This window comes from Flavobacterium sp. (assembly GCF_028689845.1).
Lineage (GTDB): Bacteria > Bacteroidota > Bacteroidia > Flavobacteriales > Flavobacteriaceae > Flavobacterium.
This window is the reverse complement of record NZ_JAQVCH010000006.1, coordinates 35,507-55,399: the sequence shown is the minus strand read 5'-3', so window position 1 is coordinate 55,399 and position 19,893 is coordinate 35,507. Positions and strand designations below refer to the sequence as shown.

14 protein-coding genes are annotated in these 19,893 nt (G+C 30.2%); 3 read left to right on the top strand and 11 right to left on the bottom strand.

Annotation, left to right across the window (positions count from 1 at the left end; translation table 11 throughout):
• Nucleotides 1-101 precede the first annotated feature (101 nt).
• The 11 genes from PHR76_RS04010 to PHR76_RS03960 form a co-directional block, all read right to left on the bottom strand.
• Nucleotides 102-1,997 carry an RNA-binding domain-containing protein gene (locus tag PHR76_RS04010; RefSeq protein ID WP_300058804.1) on the bottom strand — a complete coding sequence of 632 codons (1,896 nt, stop codon included), beginning with the start codon at nucleotides 1,995-1,997 and terminating at the stop codon, nucleotides 102-104.
• A 74-nt stretch (nucleotides 1,998-2,071) separates the two neighbouring features.
• Entirely contained in the window at nucleotides 2,072-3,817 is a 1,746-nt protein-coding gene (locus tag PHR76_RS04005) for a hypothetical protein (protein WP_300058802.1), read from the bottom strand.
• Nucleotides 3,817-5,343 (bottom strand): AAA family ATPase, encoded by a 1,527-nt coding sequence (locus PHR76_RS04000; RefSeq protein ID WP_300058800.1) that lies wholly within the window; start codon nucleotides 5,341-5,343, stop codon nucleotides 3,817-3,819. The genes PHR76_RS04005 and PHR76_RS04000 overlap by 1 nt, the downstream gene beginning before the upstream one ends.
• Nucleotides 5,333-6,355, bottom strand: coding sequence for a DNA cytosine methyltransferase (locus tag PHR76_RS03995; protein ID WP_300058798.1), 1,023 nt, complete (start codon nucleotides 6,353-6,355; stop codon nucleotides 5,333-5,335). Before PHR76_RS03995 ends, PHR76_RS04000 begins: the two co-directional genes overlap by 11 nt.
• A gap of 4 nt (nucleotides 6,356-6,359) precedes the next feature.
• Complete coding sequence (locus PHR76_RS03990) at nucleotides 6,360-7,583, bottom strand: DNA cytosine methyltransferase (protein WP_300058796.1); 1,224 nt, start codon at nucleotides 7,581-7,583, stop codon at nucleotides 6,360-6,362.
• The gene (locus PHR76_RS03985) at nucleotides 7,584-7,889 is read right to left on the bottom strand and encodes a helix-turn-helix transcriptional regulator (RefSeq protein ID WP_300058794.1); all 306 of its coding nucleotides are present in this window, start codon (nucleotides 7,887-7,889) and stop codon (nucleotides 7,584-7,586) included.
• A 70-nt stretch (nucleotides 7,890-7,959) separates the two neighbouring features.
• Nucleotides 7,960-10,218 carry a DUF3987 domain-containing protein gene (locus PHR76_RS03980; RefSeq protein WP_300058792.1) on the bottom strand — a complete coding sequence of 753 codons (2,259 nt, stop codon included), beginning with the start codon at nucleotides 10,216-10,218 and terminating at the stop codon, nucleotides 7,960-7,962.
• Nucleotides 10,219-10,220: 2 nt separating this feature from the next.
• Nucleotides 10,221-10,496: a helix-turn-helix domain-containing protein gene (locus PHR76_RS03975; protein ID WP_300058790.1), complete on the bottom strand. Its 276-nt coding sequence runs from the start codon at nucleotides 10,494-10,496 to the stop codon at nucleotides 10,221-10,223.
• A 3-nt stretch (nucleotides 10,497-10,499) separates the two neighbouring features.
• On the bottom strand, nucleotides 10,500-10,787 hold the full coding sequence (locus PHR76_RS03970; RefSeq protein ID WP_300058788.1) for a helix-turn-helix domain-containing protein: 288 nt from the start codon (nucleotides 10,785-10,787) through the stop codon (nucleotides 10,500-10,502).
• Between the two features lie 101 nt (nucleotides 10,788-10,888).
• Entirely contained in the window at nucleotides 10,889-12,103 is a 1,215-nt protein-coding gene (locus PHR76_RS03965; protein WP_300058786.1) for a hypothetical protein, read from the bottom strand.
• Nucleotides 12,104-12,154: 51 nt separating this feature from the next.
• Complete coding sequence (locus PHR76_RS03960; RefSeq protein WP_300058784.1) at nucleotides 12,155-13,387, bottom strand: phage integrase SAM-like domain-containing protein; 1,233 nt, start codon at nucleotides 13,385-13,387, stop codon at nucleotides 12,155-12,157.
• A gap of 479 nt (nucleotides 13,388-13,866) precedes the next feature.
• Between PHR76_RS03960 and PHR76_RS03955 the strand changes: the two genes are divergently transcribed.
• The 3 genes from PHR76_RS03955 (at nucleotide 13,867) to PHR76_RS03950 (ending at nucleotide 19,892) form a co-directional block, all read left to right on the top strand.
• Nucleotides 13,867-15,108, top strand: a complete 1,242-nt coding sequence (locus tag PHR76_RS03955; RefSeq protein WP_300058782.1) for a site-specific integrase — start codon at nucleotides 13,867-13,869, stop codon at nucleotides 15,106-15,108.
• A 43-nt stretch (nucleotides 15,109-15,151) separates the two neighbouring features.
• The gene (locus PHR76_RS13125; RefSeq protein ID WP_366143567.1) at nucleotides 15,152-15,478 is read left to right on the top strand and encodes a DUF6660 family protein; all 327 of its coding nucleotides are present in this window, start codon (nucleotides 15,152-15,154) and stop codon (nucleotides 15,476-15,478) included.
• A 97-nt stretch (nucleotides 15,479-15,575) separates the two neighbouring features.
• Nucleotides 15,576-19,892 (top strand): CusA/CzcA family heavy metal efflux RND transporter, encoded by a 4,317-nt coding sequence (locus PHR76_RS03950; protein ID WP_300058780.1) that lies wholly within the window; start codon nucleotides 15,576-15,578, stop codon nucleotides 19,890-19,892.
• Nucleotide 19,893 lies beyond the last annotated feature (1 nt).

Below are 19,893 nucleotides of genomic sequence, written 5' to 3'. Positions count from 1 at the left end.
TGATTGAATAATTATTAACGAAATGAAGCAAACAAATAATTGATGCTAGGAATACTTGGACTAGGAGCAATTTTTGTGCAGATGAATGAGGTAATATAAATTTATTTCTTTGAAATGTACTTTTGATCAGGATGAGTTATTTTTGTGTGTAATCGAATTAATAAGCCTGCTTTTACCATTTCAGGTACAATTTTATTTTTTAAATGACTATTTGAACGTTGAACTTTTTCTGCAATTTCTTCTATTGAAATATATTCACCAGAACAAGCTTCTATAATTTCTGATTGTAATTTCGTTATTGTTTTAATAATTGAGCTATCATCATTTGAGCTATCATCATTTGTTTTTGAATCTTTTGACGAGTTAACTAAATCCTTATCTGACATTAATTTAGTTGAGCTTGCATTATTTGAGCTATCATCATTTAAGCTATCATCATTTTTAGAATAATGCGAGTTTGAATTAAAATCAGTATTAAGGTGATAAGTAGTCCATCGACTTTTATTTTCTGATACTAAATAACCATTTTTACATAAATCTTGTAACAGTTTAGTTATATCAGATTTATGCTTGTCAATGTTATATTGTAATTTAGAATTAGTTACATCTCCTTCAATATGACAAACTGCTAAAGCTGCTAATTCATCTTTACCTAATGCTTCAACAGATTCACCAAAAAGTTTTTTTAATTCTGATAATGTGTTTTCTGGAATCACACTAAACATTGGCATTTCAAGGATAACTCTATCAGGTTCAGTGGCAATAGAAACATAAGGTCTTCTCCAATGGGCAGATACCCAACCTGAAATTATTTTACTTACACCACTACCTGCTTTTTCAGCACTACCTATCATTAAAAACATCTTTTGAATGTTTGTATTTCTACATTGACTTATTCCACCATTATAAAACTGTGATAAAGTAACTAATAATGTACCTGGATTGGTAAACGTAAAAGATTCTGCTCTGCATTCAATAATTATACTACCTGGAGCACTGTAGTCAGAATGTATTAAAGCATTAACAAAAGCTTCTCTTAAAGCAGTATGTGCAGGCGTTTCATCTTGTCTTTGTCCTTTTATAAGTTGAAATGGTTTTGGTAATCTTGATATAAGTTTTGGATAAACCAACTTGTAAAACTGAAATAAATTACATTCCCAAGTACCATCAGGATAAATCCTATCTGACCAGCGAGTGTCATCATTTTCCGCAAGTAATTCTCTAAAATCAGGGAAAAATTTAGGACAACATTCTTCATCAGTAATACTTAAATACTTACCAAACATAACCATACCTGCAATAGTAAAACCTTCTTTTTTTGTTTTTCTATCTTTTCTGTACCCTCCTAATTGCTCTAAAAATGGAATATCTTCTAATGTCAACCAAGTATGGGTTGGTTTTAAAGAAGCAAATAGTTGTCTAAATTGTTTTAATGAAGGTAAATCAATATCATCTAATGAGTAATTTTCTAGTATTCTGCTATCAGGACTGAATGATAAATCTGCATCTGCTAACATTCTTCTTACTTCCTCATCTTTACAAGTGTAATCGCCTTCATAGTTTCTTTTGTAAGTGTTTTTAAATGGATTTGTTGTTAAGTAAATTGGTTTAGAGTTTCTATCAGCTGGCGGAATATTAAACGCAATTATTTTTTTACCTTCAACAACATATTGCTTTACATCTTCATTTTTTAGCAGATTTTTAGAAATTGTACTAGGATTGTTAGCACCATTCCAAAACTCTTTTTGATATTTTACGATTAATTCTTCTTCTAAACCATCAAAAGAAAATTGATTGTTTTTTTCTTTTACCCCTAATACAATTACACCACCACCTGTATTTGCAAAAGCTGAATACGTTTTCCAAAAGTCGTGAGGAAAACCACCGTGAGCTGATTTATACTCTATTTCGTCTGATTCTGTATCGGGGAATAGTTCAGAAAAAATAAAATACTCGGGTTGATTAAATAAATCAAATATTTCTAATTGCTTTGCCATAATTTATAATTTGTAAACTTATTGTAAATATTAGTTTGATTTTCTTTACATAATTAATTTAATCATTTTATGAATTATTTTAATTCCATTTCTGAGAAAATAATGTTACCATAACTCCTTGATGCGTAAAAAATAAACCTCTTTCTTTCTGATGTATCATACCAATCATTAAAATATTCTTTTAACTCAATATCAGAACCATTTACAGCAAGTATTAAACGTTTATCATTTGATTTTGAAATATAAACTCTACCTGTTAAGTTTCTAAATTCTGTATCTATAAATTGCTTCAATAATTGTTTACTTTCAAATTCTGTGTGATAGAATTTAAACAAGTTTTGCTTTTTTAAATAGGAAACAAAATTGGCTCTGAATTTCTTATGAATTTCAATTCTGTATTTCTCTAATTCAAAAGAACTTTTATTGGTATAGGATTTTAAAACAAAAAGAAAATTTATTGAATAGTGATTGACGAACAAGGAATCTCTATCAAAAATCCTTTCCTTAAAATGATAAGAATGTTTAATTCCCTTATCAAAATCGATTGCAAGTTTATCATCGTCAAAATTAAAAATATCCGTTACTACGCCTTGAATAAAGAAGTTTGGAGTAATATTATATCCTTCAGTAACTTTATCCCTGTATCGAATGTTATTGTTGATTTTTTTGCCCTCATTCAATAAATCGATATTGAATTGAATTACATTCTTGGCATAAGTAAATTGCTTATAGATGGAGTTCTCTTGAACTTCATTATTAGTTTTATAATACTTTGAATCTCCAATGTAAAAAATACTTTCGTCACGATCTATTAAAGAATCGTACTCAAACAAATGGTCAATAATTTTACCATCTTTATTTTCTTTCAACTTTTTAAGCGAAACTCCTTTGCTTGTTTCTTTGGTATCGATTTTCGACGTTATCAGCTTATCAATCATATCCTCAAATATCAAATGATAATACTTGACCATAATAAAATCTTCATTCTTATTCTGAATTGAAACTTTATTTGATTTTGAAAAATACAATTCCAATAATTTATACATTTTTACTAATGTATCTGAAAAGTATTTGTAGCGTATCTTCTTTAATATTTTTGGAGCATTGGCAGCTAATTTTTCATAAGCACTTCCTTTGGCAATTGTATAAGATTCATCAATTTGTATGCTGAAATTATATTCTGTCTTTAAATGATTTAAAACCGAATAAAACATACATAACAATTCTTCCTCTGTATCGATATATTTTTTCTTTACATTGAGTTCAGAATAAATAGGTATTCCCTCATTGGTAACAAAGGGATTTGATTTTCTAACTGTTTTACCCCAATTAACTTTTTTATGCTTTGCTGAAATTTGCTTTTTATGAATGAATAGAATTGTGTTTTTATTCTTCTTATGAAAGTTTACAAAGCTTAAAACAATATCCAAAAACGAGTATTCATTTTCGCCTAAAGAAGAACTTAATTGCAATACATCGCCTTTTGATTGAATGGTGTTTTTATATCTTATTCTATATTCAATTAATCCTTTGTAGAAAATTATTAGAAACCGTTTTAACCAGTTTAATTCATCTTGAGATTCTATTACATCATCAATACTATTTTCAGCAAATAAATCTTTAGGATATTTATTTAAGATTAAACCTTTTGTATCAATAAACACTTTTGGTAGTAAATAAATTACTTCATTATCGATACTATGGTAATAACCCACATTATCAATAATTCCATTAACACCATTGGGCATATAAAATTTATCGCCAAAAATGGGTTTTAGAATGTCTGCAGCATAAGATTCTCCTTCAATAAATATTCTCATTACTCTTCTTCTGTTGTAGTTGGTTCTGCTGTATTTACATCAATTAATTTTAATCGTTCTTCAAGAATATAACTAACTAAATTATTTGAAGTACCATTCTCAAAAAAGCTTGTATAGGTTAGGTTCTTGCCATCGGCTGACTTGAAAATAGTATTTTCTTCATCTTTAAAAACATCATTCCACAAGTAGAAAATAACTTTGTTTACAAAGGTGCTTTCTGAAATTACTTTTCCAGAATTTTGAGCATCAATAAACCAATTTCCTATTTGCTTGTCTTGGCTTTTAGTAATTTCAAATATTTCTTCATTGATTATTTTTAGAAATTCTAACCAACTATATCCTCTCTTATTATCCAATTTTATTATAAAATCAGAAGAAGAACAGTTGTAATCTATTGGAACATATATCCAATCCCATCTTCTTTTAAATGCACTATCCATCGGAAATAATGATTGGTCAGAAGTATTCATTGTTGCAATTATTTTTAAATTGTTTGGGAAACGAAGTTTACCATTTTCAATTCCTGGATGATTTCCTCCAAATCCTTTTTCACTTAATAAATACTTACAAAGTTCTTCTTCAGCAGTAACTTCATATTTACTAAAACCATCTTTGTCTCTATCTAATAATTGAAATAAATCTCCGAATATTTCAGCACAATTTCCTCTGTTGATTTCTTCTATTTGCAAGTAGAAAGGTTTCGTTTCATCAGTAGAAACTAAATTTTTCCAAGCATCAACATAAATTTTAGTGAAGATTTGAGGTACAAATTTGTAAGCAATTTTATCTCCGTCCATTGTAGGCTTATAACCTCCTACAAATGAGTGGTAATCATAATCAGGATGAAAAGTTACTTTTTGTACTTCTTTACCATTAGTTTCAATGTCTGCTCTATGAGATTTTCCTGTTCCGGGTGAACCGTAATATATTACGTTGTTTACATCTTGTGAGCTTGTTGATACTGTTGGAGTTATAACATCATCCGATGAATTATGTATTGATTGGATATTTTCTATGTAATAAAAAATGTATTCAGGTCTAAAAGTACACACATAATTATTTTTAAAATTATGTTTATACAAACCATTAAATCTTGCTTTCTGTAACGAATCTATATTCAAACCTCTTATACTTGGGTTTCCCGGATAATTTGTATCAGGATCAATATTCCATCCTGCAAAAACAAGATTCTCTAAAACATCATTTGTTTCATAGCAATACACTCCTAAAATAATACTTAAATTTGGATTTGCTCTTGGGTCTTTACCATTTAATTGGATTTTTTTCTCCCTATCGTTTCTCTCCTCATTTCTGATGTTACCATAATAAACAACAATGTTTTTTTGTATATTATTAACGGTATTACGATATTCAATTGTCCATTCGCAACCATCATTACTTATGGATGTACATTCATATACACCTTGTGAAAAGAGTTGTGTTAAGATAGCTTTCTTGTCTGCAATTGACTGAACAGCACCATCATATTGAACAATTTGTGATTCTAAATTTAATTCATATCTCATAATCGGTCTTTATTTTATTTGCGAATATTTCGGCTAGTTTTGAAGGAACAGCATTGCCTACTTGTCTCCACTGCTCTTTAAAATTGCCTTCTAATTTGTAATTATCATCTATTGTTTGAATTCTTTTTATCTCTTCAATTCTCAAAAATCTATTTTTCCAATGGAAAGGACCTTGATTATTTGAAAAACTCGCTTGTATAGTCCAAGAAGGTCTATCAGGTGTTAATTTCAATAAAAAAGTCCAATATCTCGACTTCCATTCAAATAATGGTTTTGGATGCCCTTTTTTTTCTGTATAAAAAAGATAGTTCTCGCCAGGAGGAATATCTTTCATTAAACTATGATGCTTTGAACCAGGTTTTTGTTCTAATTCTTCTTCATTAATATTATCAAAATCACTAATAACATCACCACAAGTAACCCAATTACTTTTACCTTGCTGTTTCTTTTCTGGATCACAATGCGTTTCAAGAGGGAATTCGAATTTTGGTAATTCTTTTTTTACTCCTACACAAATAAACCTTTTTCGAGTTTGCGGTACACCATAATTTGCTGAATTGACAACTTTATATGTAACATTATATCCAAGTTGGTCAGATTCGCTTTCTAAATAATCTAAAGCGTCTTGATGAGTTTTGTACATAAATCCATCAACATTTTCGAATAAGAAAAATTTCGGATTCACTTCTTTTATAACCCTAAAATATTCTGGAACAGCAAATCCAGCTTTCTCATCTTCAAATCCTTTCTTTTTATCTTGAAGATAATGCCTTGCCTGACTAAATGGAGGACAAGGAGGACCACCAATAACACCTACAACTTTACCGTTGTATTCCTTAAAATCAATGTTTCTTATATCATCATTTATTACCAAATCTGATAAGTTATTTTTTTTTATGGTTTCACAAGCAACATCCCATACATCAGTTGCAAGAACCGTTTTAAAACCTGCACTTTTAAATCCTAAATCCAAACCACCACACCCTGAATACAAACTAATTATCTGTGGCATATAATTATAAATTTTTTATTAAATGTTCCACCATCGCTTTACCCAATAATGTTGGAACAGCATTTCCTATTTGTTTGTGAATAGACCTTCTTGAACCAACAAAATTATAATCCTCTGGAAAAGTTTGTATTGCTGCAATTTCTTTTAAACGCAATCTTCTGTTATTCCAATGAAAAGGACCTTCCCAATGTCCCGGTGATGCAATTATCGTCCAAGATGGTTGTGCTGGATGCAATTTTAATAAGAATGTCCAATATCTTTTACCTGCAATAAATTTTGGATTTGGATAACCTCTATTTTCAGTTAAAGCTATATAATTTTGCCCAGGAGGAACAGCTAATAAATCTTCAAAATATTTACCCTCTGTAGAATCATAATCATCACTATAAGCAAAATCATCATATTTACCAATCCAATCAATTACACGTTCATAAGGTTTAAGATTTGGATTTAATATAATTTCTTTGCTTGAACCATTTGTTTTAATCGGACTTGTTTTTATTTCCTTTTTTGAGGCTATAAAAAATACACGCTTTCTTTTTTGTGGTACTCCAAACTCAATACCATTTGCTTTGTAAACTATATAGTTATAACCTAATTTATCAATTGTCTCTTCAAGTGCTGATACTGCATCTAAATTTTTAGGATGAAGTAAGCTTTCTACATTTTCCAAAATAAAACCGTCAGGTTTTAACTCTTCAATCATTCTCAAATACTGACCAATCATATTTCTTGGATCATCACTGCCTAATCTATTTTCGTGAGTTTTCCAATATCCTGCTTTTGAAAATGGTTGACAAGGCGGACCACCTACTAATATCAATTTCTCTGGATTATTCTCCTTTATAATTGATGAATAATCCTTTGCATTCATCGCCTTTATGTCTTTGTGAAAATGAGTTGTATGAGAAAAATAATTATTACTTTTCATTGTAGCAACACTATCTCTGTCAAAATCTAAACTTGAAATAACTTTAGAACCCGCCAATTGAGTTCCAATATCTAATCCTCCAGCTCCAGAGAAAAATCCAATTGTTTGTATTTTGCTATCAATAATTGCATCAATGTTATTATTGACAGTATATCCTCTATGGCTAAATTCAATATCAATAAAATCTTTTTTACCAAATTTTTTAAATTCATCTTCAAATAACATTAACTGTGGCTCTTGAACATATAGTAAAGATTCCTTCGGTAATTTGTATTTCTTAATTTTTGCAATTTCCATTTATTCTTTTTCTTTTTTTGAATGTTTAACACTTTCTTCTGCTACCATCATTGCTTTTAATGCTGTGTTTTCGTCTTTTACCACATCATAAATTTGGTCAGCTAACCAAAGTGTTACCAATTCATCTGGAACTACCTTTAGGATTTCAGCCAATTTTAATACTGTTTCTTTTTTTGCGTTTCTTTCTCCTCTTTCAATTTTACTTAATTGAGCTGTGTCCATATCAAGCAATGGTGCTAATTGCCGTAATAGCATCTTTTGCTCTTCTCTTAATATTCTAATTTTATTTCCGAATTGACTATTCATTGTTTATTTATTGACTTGTCACATATTGGCAAATATAGGAATTAATTTAATAAGGTAAAAGATGAGTTTTTCAAACCTTTTCATAAAACCCTGTTTTAGGTTGTTTCAAATATTTACTCAAACACGATTTTAGAAAATTACCCACTGAACGTTCTCCAATATCATATTTTTTACCTATTTCTACTGCTTCTTTTCTTTGGAACTTAGTAGGTAATGCATTGAAAAACTTCTTTTTATTTTCACCTGATTTGAATGGTCCTTGTTCTCCTTGTTTTGGTAGATTAGTAAACATTATTACACTATGTTGAATGTAGGTTTTAGTTAACGTTAATGCGGTTTCAAAATCAATATCTGAACAATATATTTCTTTGTGATAGTCGTTTGTTGCAAACTTTCTTATGGCTGTGAAAATCATACAAAAACGATATAATATCAATCCTAAACGCTTTACTACACTTAAAGCATCTTCACTAACAAAAGTATTTACTTGTTCTAAAAAAGAACTGAAATTAGTATTTAATTTAACCCATTGTTCATCCGTTAAATGTAAAATTAATTCGTCTCTTTCGTAAAACTCTACTAACTTTAAAACTAGTTTTGATTGTGTTGTAAAATAATCTGTTAGGTTTACAGGATTTCCTTTTGGTGATGGGTCTAACCATACTGCATCTGTTTTGAAAACATAGAAAATAAATCTACTAAACAAGCCATCTTCTGCTGATGCAATAATATTAAATACTTGTTTTGGTGTTCCTGACAAAGCAACCGATAATTGTGGATTATTTACTTCTATATATTCTCCATCGGTTTTAATACTTTTTGATATTTTTTCGTGATGAAATGATTTTCTCAACATATCGGAATAGGAACCCCATTCGTTTTTAAAAGTTTGACCTAATGTATCTGCTTCGGTTTCACAAATAATTCCTCTGCCATCGTTCCAATCTAAGTGCTGCATTATTTTTGCATTACTTGTGTTTGCAGGAATATAAACTACTTTGAATTTTGGAGGCATTGGCATTTCTTGTCCTGGTTCTAGTTTTCCTTTTCCTTTTAGCATTTTATAAGCTGATAATTTTTCATCATAAACTTTTTTATCATCTAATGAAAGTGCTAATGTTTTATCGTGGTATTTATCGGCTAATGCTTTGGCAAATTTCAACGCTCCTTTTCCTGAAGCTGCTGGAGCTAGAATGAAAGAAAACAAACTTGGATAAATAATGCTACCACTATATAAACCTGACACATTAGGTAAACAACCTGAAAGAATTGCCAATGCTCCTGTAAGATATACATCTCTTTCTCTTTCTTGTGTAAATACTTGACAGCTTTCAAACAAAATAGGTGGTAGGTTATCGTAAACCGATTGCGGAATTGTTGGAGTTGCTTTTAGACAATCTTCATAATCCTCAAAACTACTTTCTATAGTTGTTTCGTTTGCTATTACGGAACTTTGCAGGTTTGCAAAGTTTGCATACTTTGCAAAGTCGGCACTTTGGTTTTTATAAGTGCTGTTTATTGTTGCTTTTATTTCTTTTTCTTCTAAATCGAAATTAGTAATGCAAAAGTCTAATGTATCTTCTTTTTGTATTCCGTAGCGATTGGCATTGCTGGCAAATAGATGAATAAAACCATTTCTGTTGCCTACTTGATATGTTTCTTTTTGTTCTGTAAATTTTAAGCATTTATTTAATAATTCATCCGTAGTAAGACTGTGTTTTGCTTCTTTTTTTGGTTCTGATTTTACTGCTTTTACTTCGTCTTTTACTTCAAAAATTACTGCATTTTCATTTAAAAATAAATCTGCATCATAAGAAACAAAACATAATCTGGTAATGTCTTTACATTTTGCATCAAAATCATAACCTGATAACTCTTTATAAAAATTTGCGATTTGATTGTAAACTGTTGTATGTTGTGCTGCATTTGAATTGACTTTAATAAATACTTTTAAACCTTCGTTACTTGGGCTTATAAATGATACAAACGTGTATCTACAGCCATTTATAAGCGTTACAAGATTGTTTATTTCGGTTAATGGTATGTCATCAAAATCTAAACATATTACTTGCGAATAGGTCATTATGTTTGACTTTGTTCTGCTTTCTCCAAATGTTCCGGATGCAGTAAATCCAATCAATCCACTTTTGATTTTTTCTGCTGTTTTTTTATCCCCTTTGTGCAAAGCATATCGGATAGAGTTTATTTCGCTTTGGTATTTATCGGTTTTTATTTCTTCAAAAATTTCTAAAATATTTCTTTCTCCTAAGTTGTATTTAAACTCTTTATAAACACTAACCATCAGTTTGTTGTTTGCTGTCTGTTCCATTGTTACTTAGTATTATAGTTAGCGTTTAGTAATTTTTTAATGTCTGAAAGTCTGTAATAGATTTTATTACCCACTTGAGCAAATTCAATTACTTTTTTGTTTCTCCATTCTTGTGCTGTTCTTTTACTAATGTTCATTAGCTTCATAAATTCTTGATTGTCAAAAAACACATCTTCGGGATCAATCTTTTCATTTAGTTTTAAATTGGCAACTACAATTGTCATTTGCTCGTCTAATCTTTTTAAAATGTTTTCTATTCTTTCTTCGTAATTTCTCATAACTTACTTTTTTAATAGGGTTAAACATTCCATTAACTCGCTCTTTTTGTAGTAACGTCTTGCACCTATGCCGTAAGCTTTGACTTTACCATTGTTTGTCCATGCCCATAAAGTGCTGCTGTCAATTTTAAGAAATTTACAGGTTTCGTCTCTGGTCATTAATTCTTCCGAATTGTCTTTTGATTGTAACTCCTTTTGAAGTTCAAGAATTCCGTTTTTTACGGATGTACCTATTAGCTGTTGTAGTTGTTCAACAGTTAGGGTTTGAAGTAAAATTGCATTGTTTTGCATGACTTGTTATATTTAAGATTAACAAGTCAAAATTCTATTTGAAGTCGTGTTGTGGTTTGATTGAAATCGTGTGTTTTATGACACGGTTACATTAAAGCATTTTATACTCTGTTGTAAATGCTTTCTCGAAGGTCATTATTTCCTAGTTGGGTTTTAGGTTTTATCCTTTTTATATTAATATCAAAATCTAATAAGAAGTACATAAATTGTGTTTGTTGATAATCGTCAAATATTAAATTGTCTCTTTTCATTCTGTGATATACAAAACTATAGTTGGCTAAATTTTCATTTCCATTACCAAATTCTTCTACCAAATTTTTGAATTTATTGAAAGCTTTACTAGTTGTAAATATTCTTGGATATGGATTTTCTTCTTTTTCTGAAATTTCAGTATTATTTGTTTTTTCTACTTTTACAATTACTGGGTTAATTGTTGTAGGTCTCATTAAATCGGAAATTGATTTTTTTCTAGTTTGTTCTTCAACTTCATCTGGAGTTTGAAAAGAATTAAATTCTTCAATCCTGTCCCAAGCTATTGATGTAATTACGTTACAATCATTGCAAAATGCTTTATTCTCGTAAGCTTTTACGTTATCAAAGTTAGTTTTATCATAATCGACTCTTATTTGCTCTGTTAGTCCCCAATATTGTCCGACACGTTTGCAATTGTCATACGTATAGTTTTCTTCTTTTCTTGTGAAATAAAATAATTCTGTAAATGCAGTATTAAAGTCAAAATGCTTGTAATTGTTTATAGTTCCATTCATAAAAGCTTCTAATTTGAAAAAAGCATCATTAAGTTTTTGGACTACTTTTTCATAACTCAAATTAGTATCGTTTGGAATGTCAATAAATGATTTATAAGTGAAAAAACTATTTACATCACAAACCCCTTGAATAAAATCTTTTAAAGGTTTGTATTTATAGCCCAAACTTTTGATTATACTTTCAAACTTATAACGTTCAATTTTTTTTAAATCACTATTTACTAATTCTTCAAATAACTCATAGTATTCAGATAGAAGAAAGTTTTTAGTAATTCTTTCACGTAATTCTTCAAATTCGGTATTAAATGGATCAGGAGTTGTTAATGCGTTTAGATAACCTGCAATAATAGGATTGCAATTGCTTATTCTTTTTTTGAATTTTTGAACCTTTTTAGTAGTAATTATTTGCTTTTCATTATCATCAGAACATAAAGAATAGTCAAGTCTGCCCAAGTCTCGTTCTTGCTGCTCAATGCTAAAAATTTCCATGCTAACAAATTCCAAAAGGAAGTCTAAAACTTCCTTTTCTTTCTCGCTTAACTCACCCATCAGTTTGCGGTATTATTTTAAAAATGTGAAAGTATGAAAAACCCTCAAATATTAAAAGTAATTTGTTAACTCCATTGCAATATCCTTGTTGCTCTTCCCTATATAAGTTAAAAACATGGCTTCTGTTGTATGCCCTGTAATGTACATTAAAAATGAGGTTGGAATTTTACCATAGTTATTACTTGCAAAGCTTCTTCTTCCAATATGAGAAGAAACCATCAAATATTTTGGATAATCTTTTGTAACTTTTGTTTTTAGTTTATGGTCAAATAAAGTACCGTGTGTAGGTTGGTTTATTTCGGCTGCTTCACATACTTTTTTGATGTGTTCATTATATTTTTGGTCTGAAATCTTTCTAGGGAAATTACCATCGTATTTCTTCATTATTTCAATGATTTTCTTATGCAATGGTATAGTCATTATCTTTTCTGTTTTAACCTGTGTAAACTCAATTAATGGCTTTAATTCTCCTGCTTTGTTCTTTTCGTATCTAATCATCGATTTATCAAAACGTAAGAAGTCCGAAACCCTTTGACCACAATAACAGCTTATTAATAACCAATCACGTGCATTTTCTAAACCTTCAGTTAATTTCTTACTTTCAATTTTTTCTATTGCTGCAATCTCTTTTTCATCTAAGTATATATTTTCAACTTTATGATATTTTGCTTTGATGCTATCTAATTGATAATGTGTTTCGACTCCGTTAGCTTTTGCATGTCGGCAAAATGTTTTTATAAAACGAATGTTTCTTGCTGTAGTGTTTGGAGCATAACCAACTTTAATACAGTATTTTTCAAAATCCATTTTAAATTTAGCATCAATATCACGAATGTATAAAGTAGTCTTTGTTTCTTTTTCATAACGCATCAATAAATGCTTGATAACATTGCACTTTGTTACAGTGCTGCTTTTTACATCAGCTTTTTTAAACTCAATGAATGTATCAATATAATCTACTAATTTATCTGGATGCTTTTCTTGTTCCTGTGGTGGATTGATAAAATTTCTTAACCAATCAGCATCTACGACTTTTTTACCTTTGCTATTATTGTACTCTTTTAATAGGTCCGTTTTTAAAGTTGCTAAATCTGTATCTAGGTTTGCAATATGAATATCTTTTAAAGCTTTCTTTGTTGGTCGTTGTTCTGTTTCATCCCAATTGATTGGGTCAATATGATAATTTGTTTTAGCTTTGATGTCTAAAGTTCTGCCATCACGCAAACGAATATAAATAACCGCAGGACTTTTTTTGCTTTGAATTAGTAGATAAATTGATGCCATATTTTTGCCTTTTTAAGTTACATAAAGATACAAAATCTAGTCCACATTTAGTCCACATTTGTCAAAAATTATCCTAATTTATCCAATGCTATCCAATACCTTTTATTTTAAAAACCTTTGTAAAGTATTGTTTTTATTGACTTATTGTATATAAATGGTGATATTCATTTTTTGGAAGTTTGGAAAGTTGTAGTCCCTCTTTCTCCGCGAGCTGAAAAGCAAATTGAATTAAAACCCTTAAAATCGTATGATTTTAAGGGTTTTTTTATTTTTACAACCTTCAAAACATTCATTAATTCGTGAACCTAAAGGGATAAATTCGGTTACCCTAAAAAACTCATATTTTGGGTAACCGATTTTTAACTTAACCTAATGTTCATAGGATGTTACAACCAGTTCAATAACCAGTTTAAAACTTGTACATCTTGTGAACCTTGAATATTAAAATTAAATTTAATACTAATAAAAAGGTCACCATTATGAAAGCAAAAGTTTCTATTCTTTTTTATGCTAAAAAAGCAAAAGCCAATGTTAACGGTTTAGTTCCAATCTACACAAGAATTACAGTCAATGGAAAAAGGATTGAGTTAAGTACCAATAGATTTATAGAAACATCTAAATGGTGCACTAAATCCAACAAAATTAAAGGTAATTCAGAAGAGGCTCGTTCAATAAATAGCCATCTGGATATGTTGAAAATTCAAATAATTGATACCCAAATGGAATTAGTCCATAAAAAAATTCCAATTACTGCCGAGAGTTTTAAAAGTTTGTTACTGGGAGTAGATGAAAGAGCTAGAATGCTGGTTCCTATCTTCCAAGACCACAACAACAAAATAAAAGAATTGGTAGGTAAAGAATATGCACCAGGAACATTAGAACGTTATACCACTTCTTTAAAACATACCATTGAGTTCATGCAATGGAAATACAATGTTTCAGATATTGATATTACCAAGATTGATCATGCTTTTATAACCGATTATGAATTCTGGTTAAGAAGTGTTAGAAATTGTGCGAATAACACAGCAGTAAAATACATCAAGAACTTCAATAAAATTATTAAGATATGTTTGGCCAATGACTGGCTAGATAAAAATCCATTTGCAAATTATAAATCAAAAGTTAAAGAAGTAGAACGTGTTTATTTATCTGAAGAAGAAATTCAAAGTATTATTGAAAAAGAATTTAAAACAGAAAGGTTATCTATTGTTCGCGATATATTCCTTTTTAGCTGCTTTACTGGTTTGGCATACATTGATGTCAAAAACTTAACAAAGTCGCATATAAGCTTCGGTATTGATGGCGAGAAATGGATATTTACACATAGACAGAAAACAGAATCAGCTTCTAAAATTCCAATCTTACCAGTAACCCAAATGATTATCGATAAATACGAGAATCATCCTCAAAGTAATAATCAAGAAAAATTACTTCCTATCCTATCCAATCAAAAAATGAATGCCTATTTAAAAGAAATAGCAGCTGTTTGTGAAATTGAAAAAGAATTAACTTTCCATATTGCCCGACATACATTTGCGACTACTGTAACGCTTACTAATGGTGTACCTATTGAAAGTGTAAGTAAGATGCTAGGTCATAAAAACTTGAGAACTACGCAACATTACGCAAAAGTTTTAGATAGAAAAGTAAGTGAGGATATGCGTATTTTAAAAGATAAATTTAGTTCTAGTTTTAAGTTGAATACTAAAGAAGCGTAGAAAAACGTAAAAACTAAAAAATAATTTTACTACTTTTACAGCTGTGAAAATTTTTAGCTACATATTATCAATCTATTTAGTAGTACTTTCATGTTTGCCATGTGCAGATGTGGAAGCATCTAATTTTACGCATAATTTAAGTAAAATAGAGACAAACTCTGATAATCATTCACACGATCAGGAAAATGATGCATGTTCTCCTTTTTGTATTTGTAACTGTTGTGGACAAAGCGTATTGTCTTATGTACCTACAGTAGTTTTTAATTTTCAAACCTCAATTGAAGAAATTGAAACGCTAAACTCCATTTACAAATCTAATTTGTATTCCAATTTCTTTGGGAGTATTTGGCAACCACCTCAAATAGCATAATGAAGCCCGAGTAATTTCGGGTTAGAAACTTGTGTTCATAGCACAAATTATGGCAAATTTTTAATTTGCTAAATTCTAATTCATTATAATATTTTCAATGTTAGACAAAATCATACAATTCAGTATAAAGAACAAATTCATTATACTACTTTTTACACTTGTGTTAATAGCTTGGGGAAGCTACTCTTTAAAAAACCTACCGCTTGACGCATTACCTGATGTTACTAATAATCAAGTGCAAATTATTACAAATGCACCTACTTTAGCCAGTCAAGAAATTGAGCAACTCATTACATATCCATTAGAGCAATCTTTAAAAACAATTCCAAAAGTTATAGAACTGCGAAGTATTTCTCGTTTTGGACTTTCTGTTGTTACTGTTGTTTTTAAAGATGATGTAGATATTTATTGGGCAAGAAATCAAATTTTTCAACGAATAAGCCAAGCCAAAGAAAATATTCCAGCTTATGCAGGTTCTCCAGAAATGGCTCCAATTACAACTGGTTTGGGAGAAATATATCAATATGATGTATATGCTAAAAAAGGATATGAAGATAAATACGATGCAATCAAATTAAGAACCATCCAAGATTGGATTATCATTCCACAATTACAAGGAATTGAAGGTGTTGCAGAAGTAGCAACTTGGGGTGGTAAATTAAAACAGTTTGAAATAGCCGTTAAACCAAATACTTTAAAGAGTTTAGATGTAACCATAACTGAAATTTTTGAAGCTTTAGAAAAAAACAACCAAAATACGGGTGGTGCGTATATTGAAAAAGACCAAATGACCTACTTTATTCGTGGTGTAGGTATGGCTACCGGAAGTAAGGATTTAGAAAATGTTGTTGTAAAGAACAGAAACGGTGCACCTGTTTTAATTCGGGATGTAGCTTCAGTTAATGAAGGATATGCTATGCGATATGGAGCAGCTACAAAAGATGGGAAAGGTGAAATAGTGGCAGGTATGGCATTAATGCTTAAAGGAGAAAATTCTAAAGCAGTTGTCGATAGAGTTAAAGAAAAAATGGCTCAAATCAACAAAACGCTTCCTGAAGGAGTCGTTGCTGAAGCATTTATCGATCGTGGTAAATTAGTAGATAGTGCAATAGGAACTGTTACTAAAAATTTATTAGAAGGTGCATTAATCGTAATTTTTGTATTGATTTTATTTCTAGGAAACCTTCGTGCAGGACTAATCGTAGCTTCGGTAATTCCGTTGTCAATGCTTTTTGCTGTTATTCTAATGAATCATTTTGGTGTAAGTGGAAATTTAATGAGTTTAGGAGCTATCGATTTTGGAATTATTGTCGATGGTGCAGTAATTATTGTGGAAGCCACAATGCATCATTTACAAAAACTCAAAAGACAAAAGAACTTAACCCAGTTAGAAATGGATAGCGAAGTGTATAAATCTGCTTCCAAAATTCGTAATAGTGCAGCATTTGGAGAAATAATAATTTTAATTGTGTATTTGCCAATATTAGCATTAGTTGGAACCGAAGGTAAAATGTTTAAACCAATGGCAATGACGGTAGGTTTTGCTGTTATTGGAGCTTTTGTATTGTCTTTAACTTATGTGCCTATGATGAGTGCAATGTTCTTATCTAAAAACACTGAGCATAAAGAAAACTTTAGCGATAAAATGATGGCATGGTTTGAAAAAATATACACTCCATTTTTAGACAAAGCATTACAAATCAAAAAAGTAGTTTTAGGAATTGCTGTCGGATTATTTGTAATGGCATTAGTTGTTTTCCAAAATATGGGAGGTGAATTTATACCTACAATCGAAGAAGGAGATTTAGCCATTAATGCAACGATAATGACAGGAAGTTCATTAACGCAGATGATAGAAACTACCACTAAATATGAAAAAATTCTAAAAGCAAAATTTCCAGAAATTAAAACCATTGTAACAAAAATTGGTAGTGGAGAAATTCCAACAGATCCAATGCCTATTGAAAGTGGTGATTTAATTATTGTTTTAAAAGATAAATCAGAATGGACATCAGCAGATAATTGGGAAGATTTAGCCAATCTAATGAAAGAAGAAATGGAAGTTATTCCTGGTGCTAATATTGAAGTTTCGCAACCCATACAAATGCGTTTTAACGAATTAATGACGGGTAGTAGAAGTGATATTGCTATAAAGATTTTTGGGGATGATTTAGAAATACTAGATGTAAAAGCTAAAGAATTAATTTCAAAAGTCAATAAAATTGAAGGTGTAGGTGACTTAAAAGCAGATAAAGTAACAGGTTTACCACAAATTACGATTAAATATGATTATGATAAAATAGCTTTATATGGACTTAATATCACAGATGTAAATAAGATAGTCAGAGCGTCTTTTGCTGGGGAAAGTGCAGGTAAAATTTATGAAGAAAGCAAACGTTTTGATGTTGTAGTTAGAATGAATGCCGAAAACCGTACAGATATTTCAGATGTTGCTAATTTATTTATACCATTACCTAGCGGTCAGCAAGTTCCACTGTATCAAGTAGCTTCTGTGGAATATGAACAAGGACCAGTTCAAGTTTCTCGAGAAAATGGAAAACGTAGAATAACAGTTGGTTTAAATGTTCGTGGTCGTGATGTAAAAAGTGTAGTCGAAGAAATTCAACAAAAATTAGAAACTAATTATAAACTTCCAGCAGGATATTATATAACCTATGGTGGACAATTTGAAAATTTAGTAGAAGCAAACAAAAGACTTTCTGTAGCCTTACCAATTGCATTGGCATTAATTATGGTGTTGTTATTCTTCACATTCCATAGCATGAAACAAGCGGTATTAATTTTTACAGCCATACCATTATCAGCAATTGGTGGTGTTTTTGCTTTATGGATGAGAGGAATGCCTTTTAGTATTTCAGCAGGTATTGGTTTCATTGCTTTATTTGGTATTGCAGTACTAAATGGAATTGTACTGATTTCTTATTTCAACCAATTAAAATCAGAAGGAATTACAGACCCATTGCAACGCGTTTTAATTGGAACAAAAACCAGATTGCGACCAGTATTAATGACTGCTGCTGTAGCTTCTTTAGGATTTTTACCAATGGCTTTATCAACCAGTGGTGGTGCGGAAGTACAAAAACCTCTAGCAACGGTTGTTATTGGTGGCTTATTTTCTGCAACCTTACTAACCTTAATCGTTCTACCTATTCTTTATTTATTAGTTGAGAAAGGTATTAAAAAAAGAAAAAAAATGCCAAATTCAATCATTACCCTAATCGTATTATTTATAAGTACGCTTTCATTTGCTCAAAACAGCAAACCCATAACTTTAGAACAAGCTATAACAATGGCTAAAAAGAATAATATGGATTTAAAAATTGCCGATAAGGAAATTGAAAAACAAACAGTTCTTAAGAAAACAGCTTTTCAAGCAGATCCTTTGCAAATTGAATACATGGGTGGACAATTCAATAGTGTTGATTATGATAATAATGTAAGCATTCAACAATATTTTCCAATTGGTGGAAGTACAAAAGCAAACAGACAGCTTCAGGAAGAATTAGCAAAACTGGCTGAAAAACGGAAAGCATTATCGGAATATGAAATTGAAAAAGCGGTAACTATTGCCTATTATCAATATTTATATGGTATTTCAATCCAAAAGTTAAATGATGAATTGTATGAAGTGTATTCAAAATTTCTAAAAAATGCAGAGCTTCGATTTAAAACTGGTGAGAGTGGTAGTATTGAAGCTATTAGTGCTAAAGCTAAAGTAAAGGAGATAGAAACCTTAAAAGCACAAATGCTTCTTGATTTAGTAATCTATCAAAAGCAGTTGCAGTATTTTATTCAGACAAATGAAGATATACTTCCAGAAGCTTCAACTTCTTTAAAATATGCTAGTTCATCGGTTTTAGAAGAATCCAAAGTAGAAACATTAGTAAGTGATTATTATAGCCAACAAGCTATGGTTTATGAAAAAGAAGCAAATACTTTCAAAAAAATGCGAGCACCAAAATTAGGCTTGGGTTACTTTGGTCAAACGTTAAACAAAGAATCTTATTTTCAAGGATTTACGGTTGGTTTGCAAATTCCATTGTTTAGTGGAGCTAATACAGCTCGTGCCAAAGCTTCTGAAATCAGTATGTCGCAATCGCAATTAGAATTCGATAAAACAAAATTGACTTTAAAACTGCAAAAAGAACAATTAGTAAACCAATTTGAAAAACAACAAAAAGCAATACAATATTTTGAAAATGAAGGTTTAAAATATGCAGAACAGATAATCACTACTGCTCAAAAAAGTTATGCAAATGGTGATATGAGTTACTGGTCTTACATAAGTTTTCTTAATCAAGCCATTGATATTAAAAAGCAAAATATCGAAGCAGTAAACGCTTACAATCAAAGTGCCATACAAATGCAATTTCCATCTTTCAATAACAATTAAT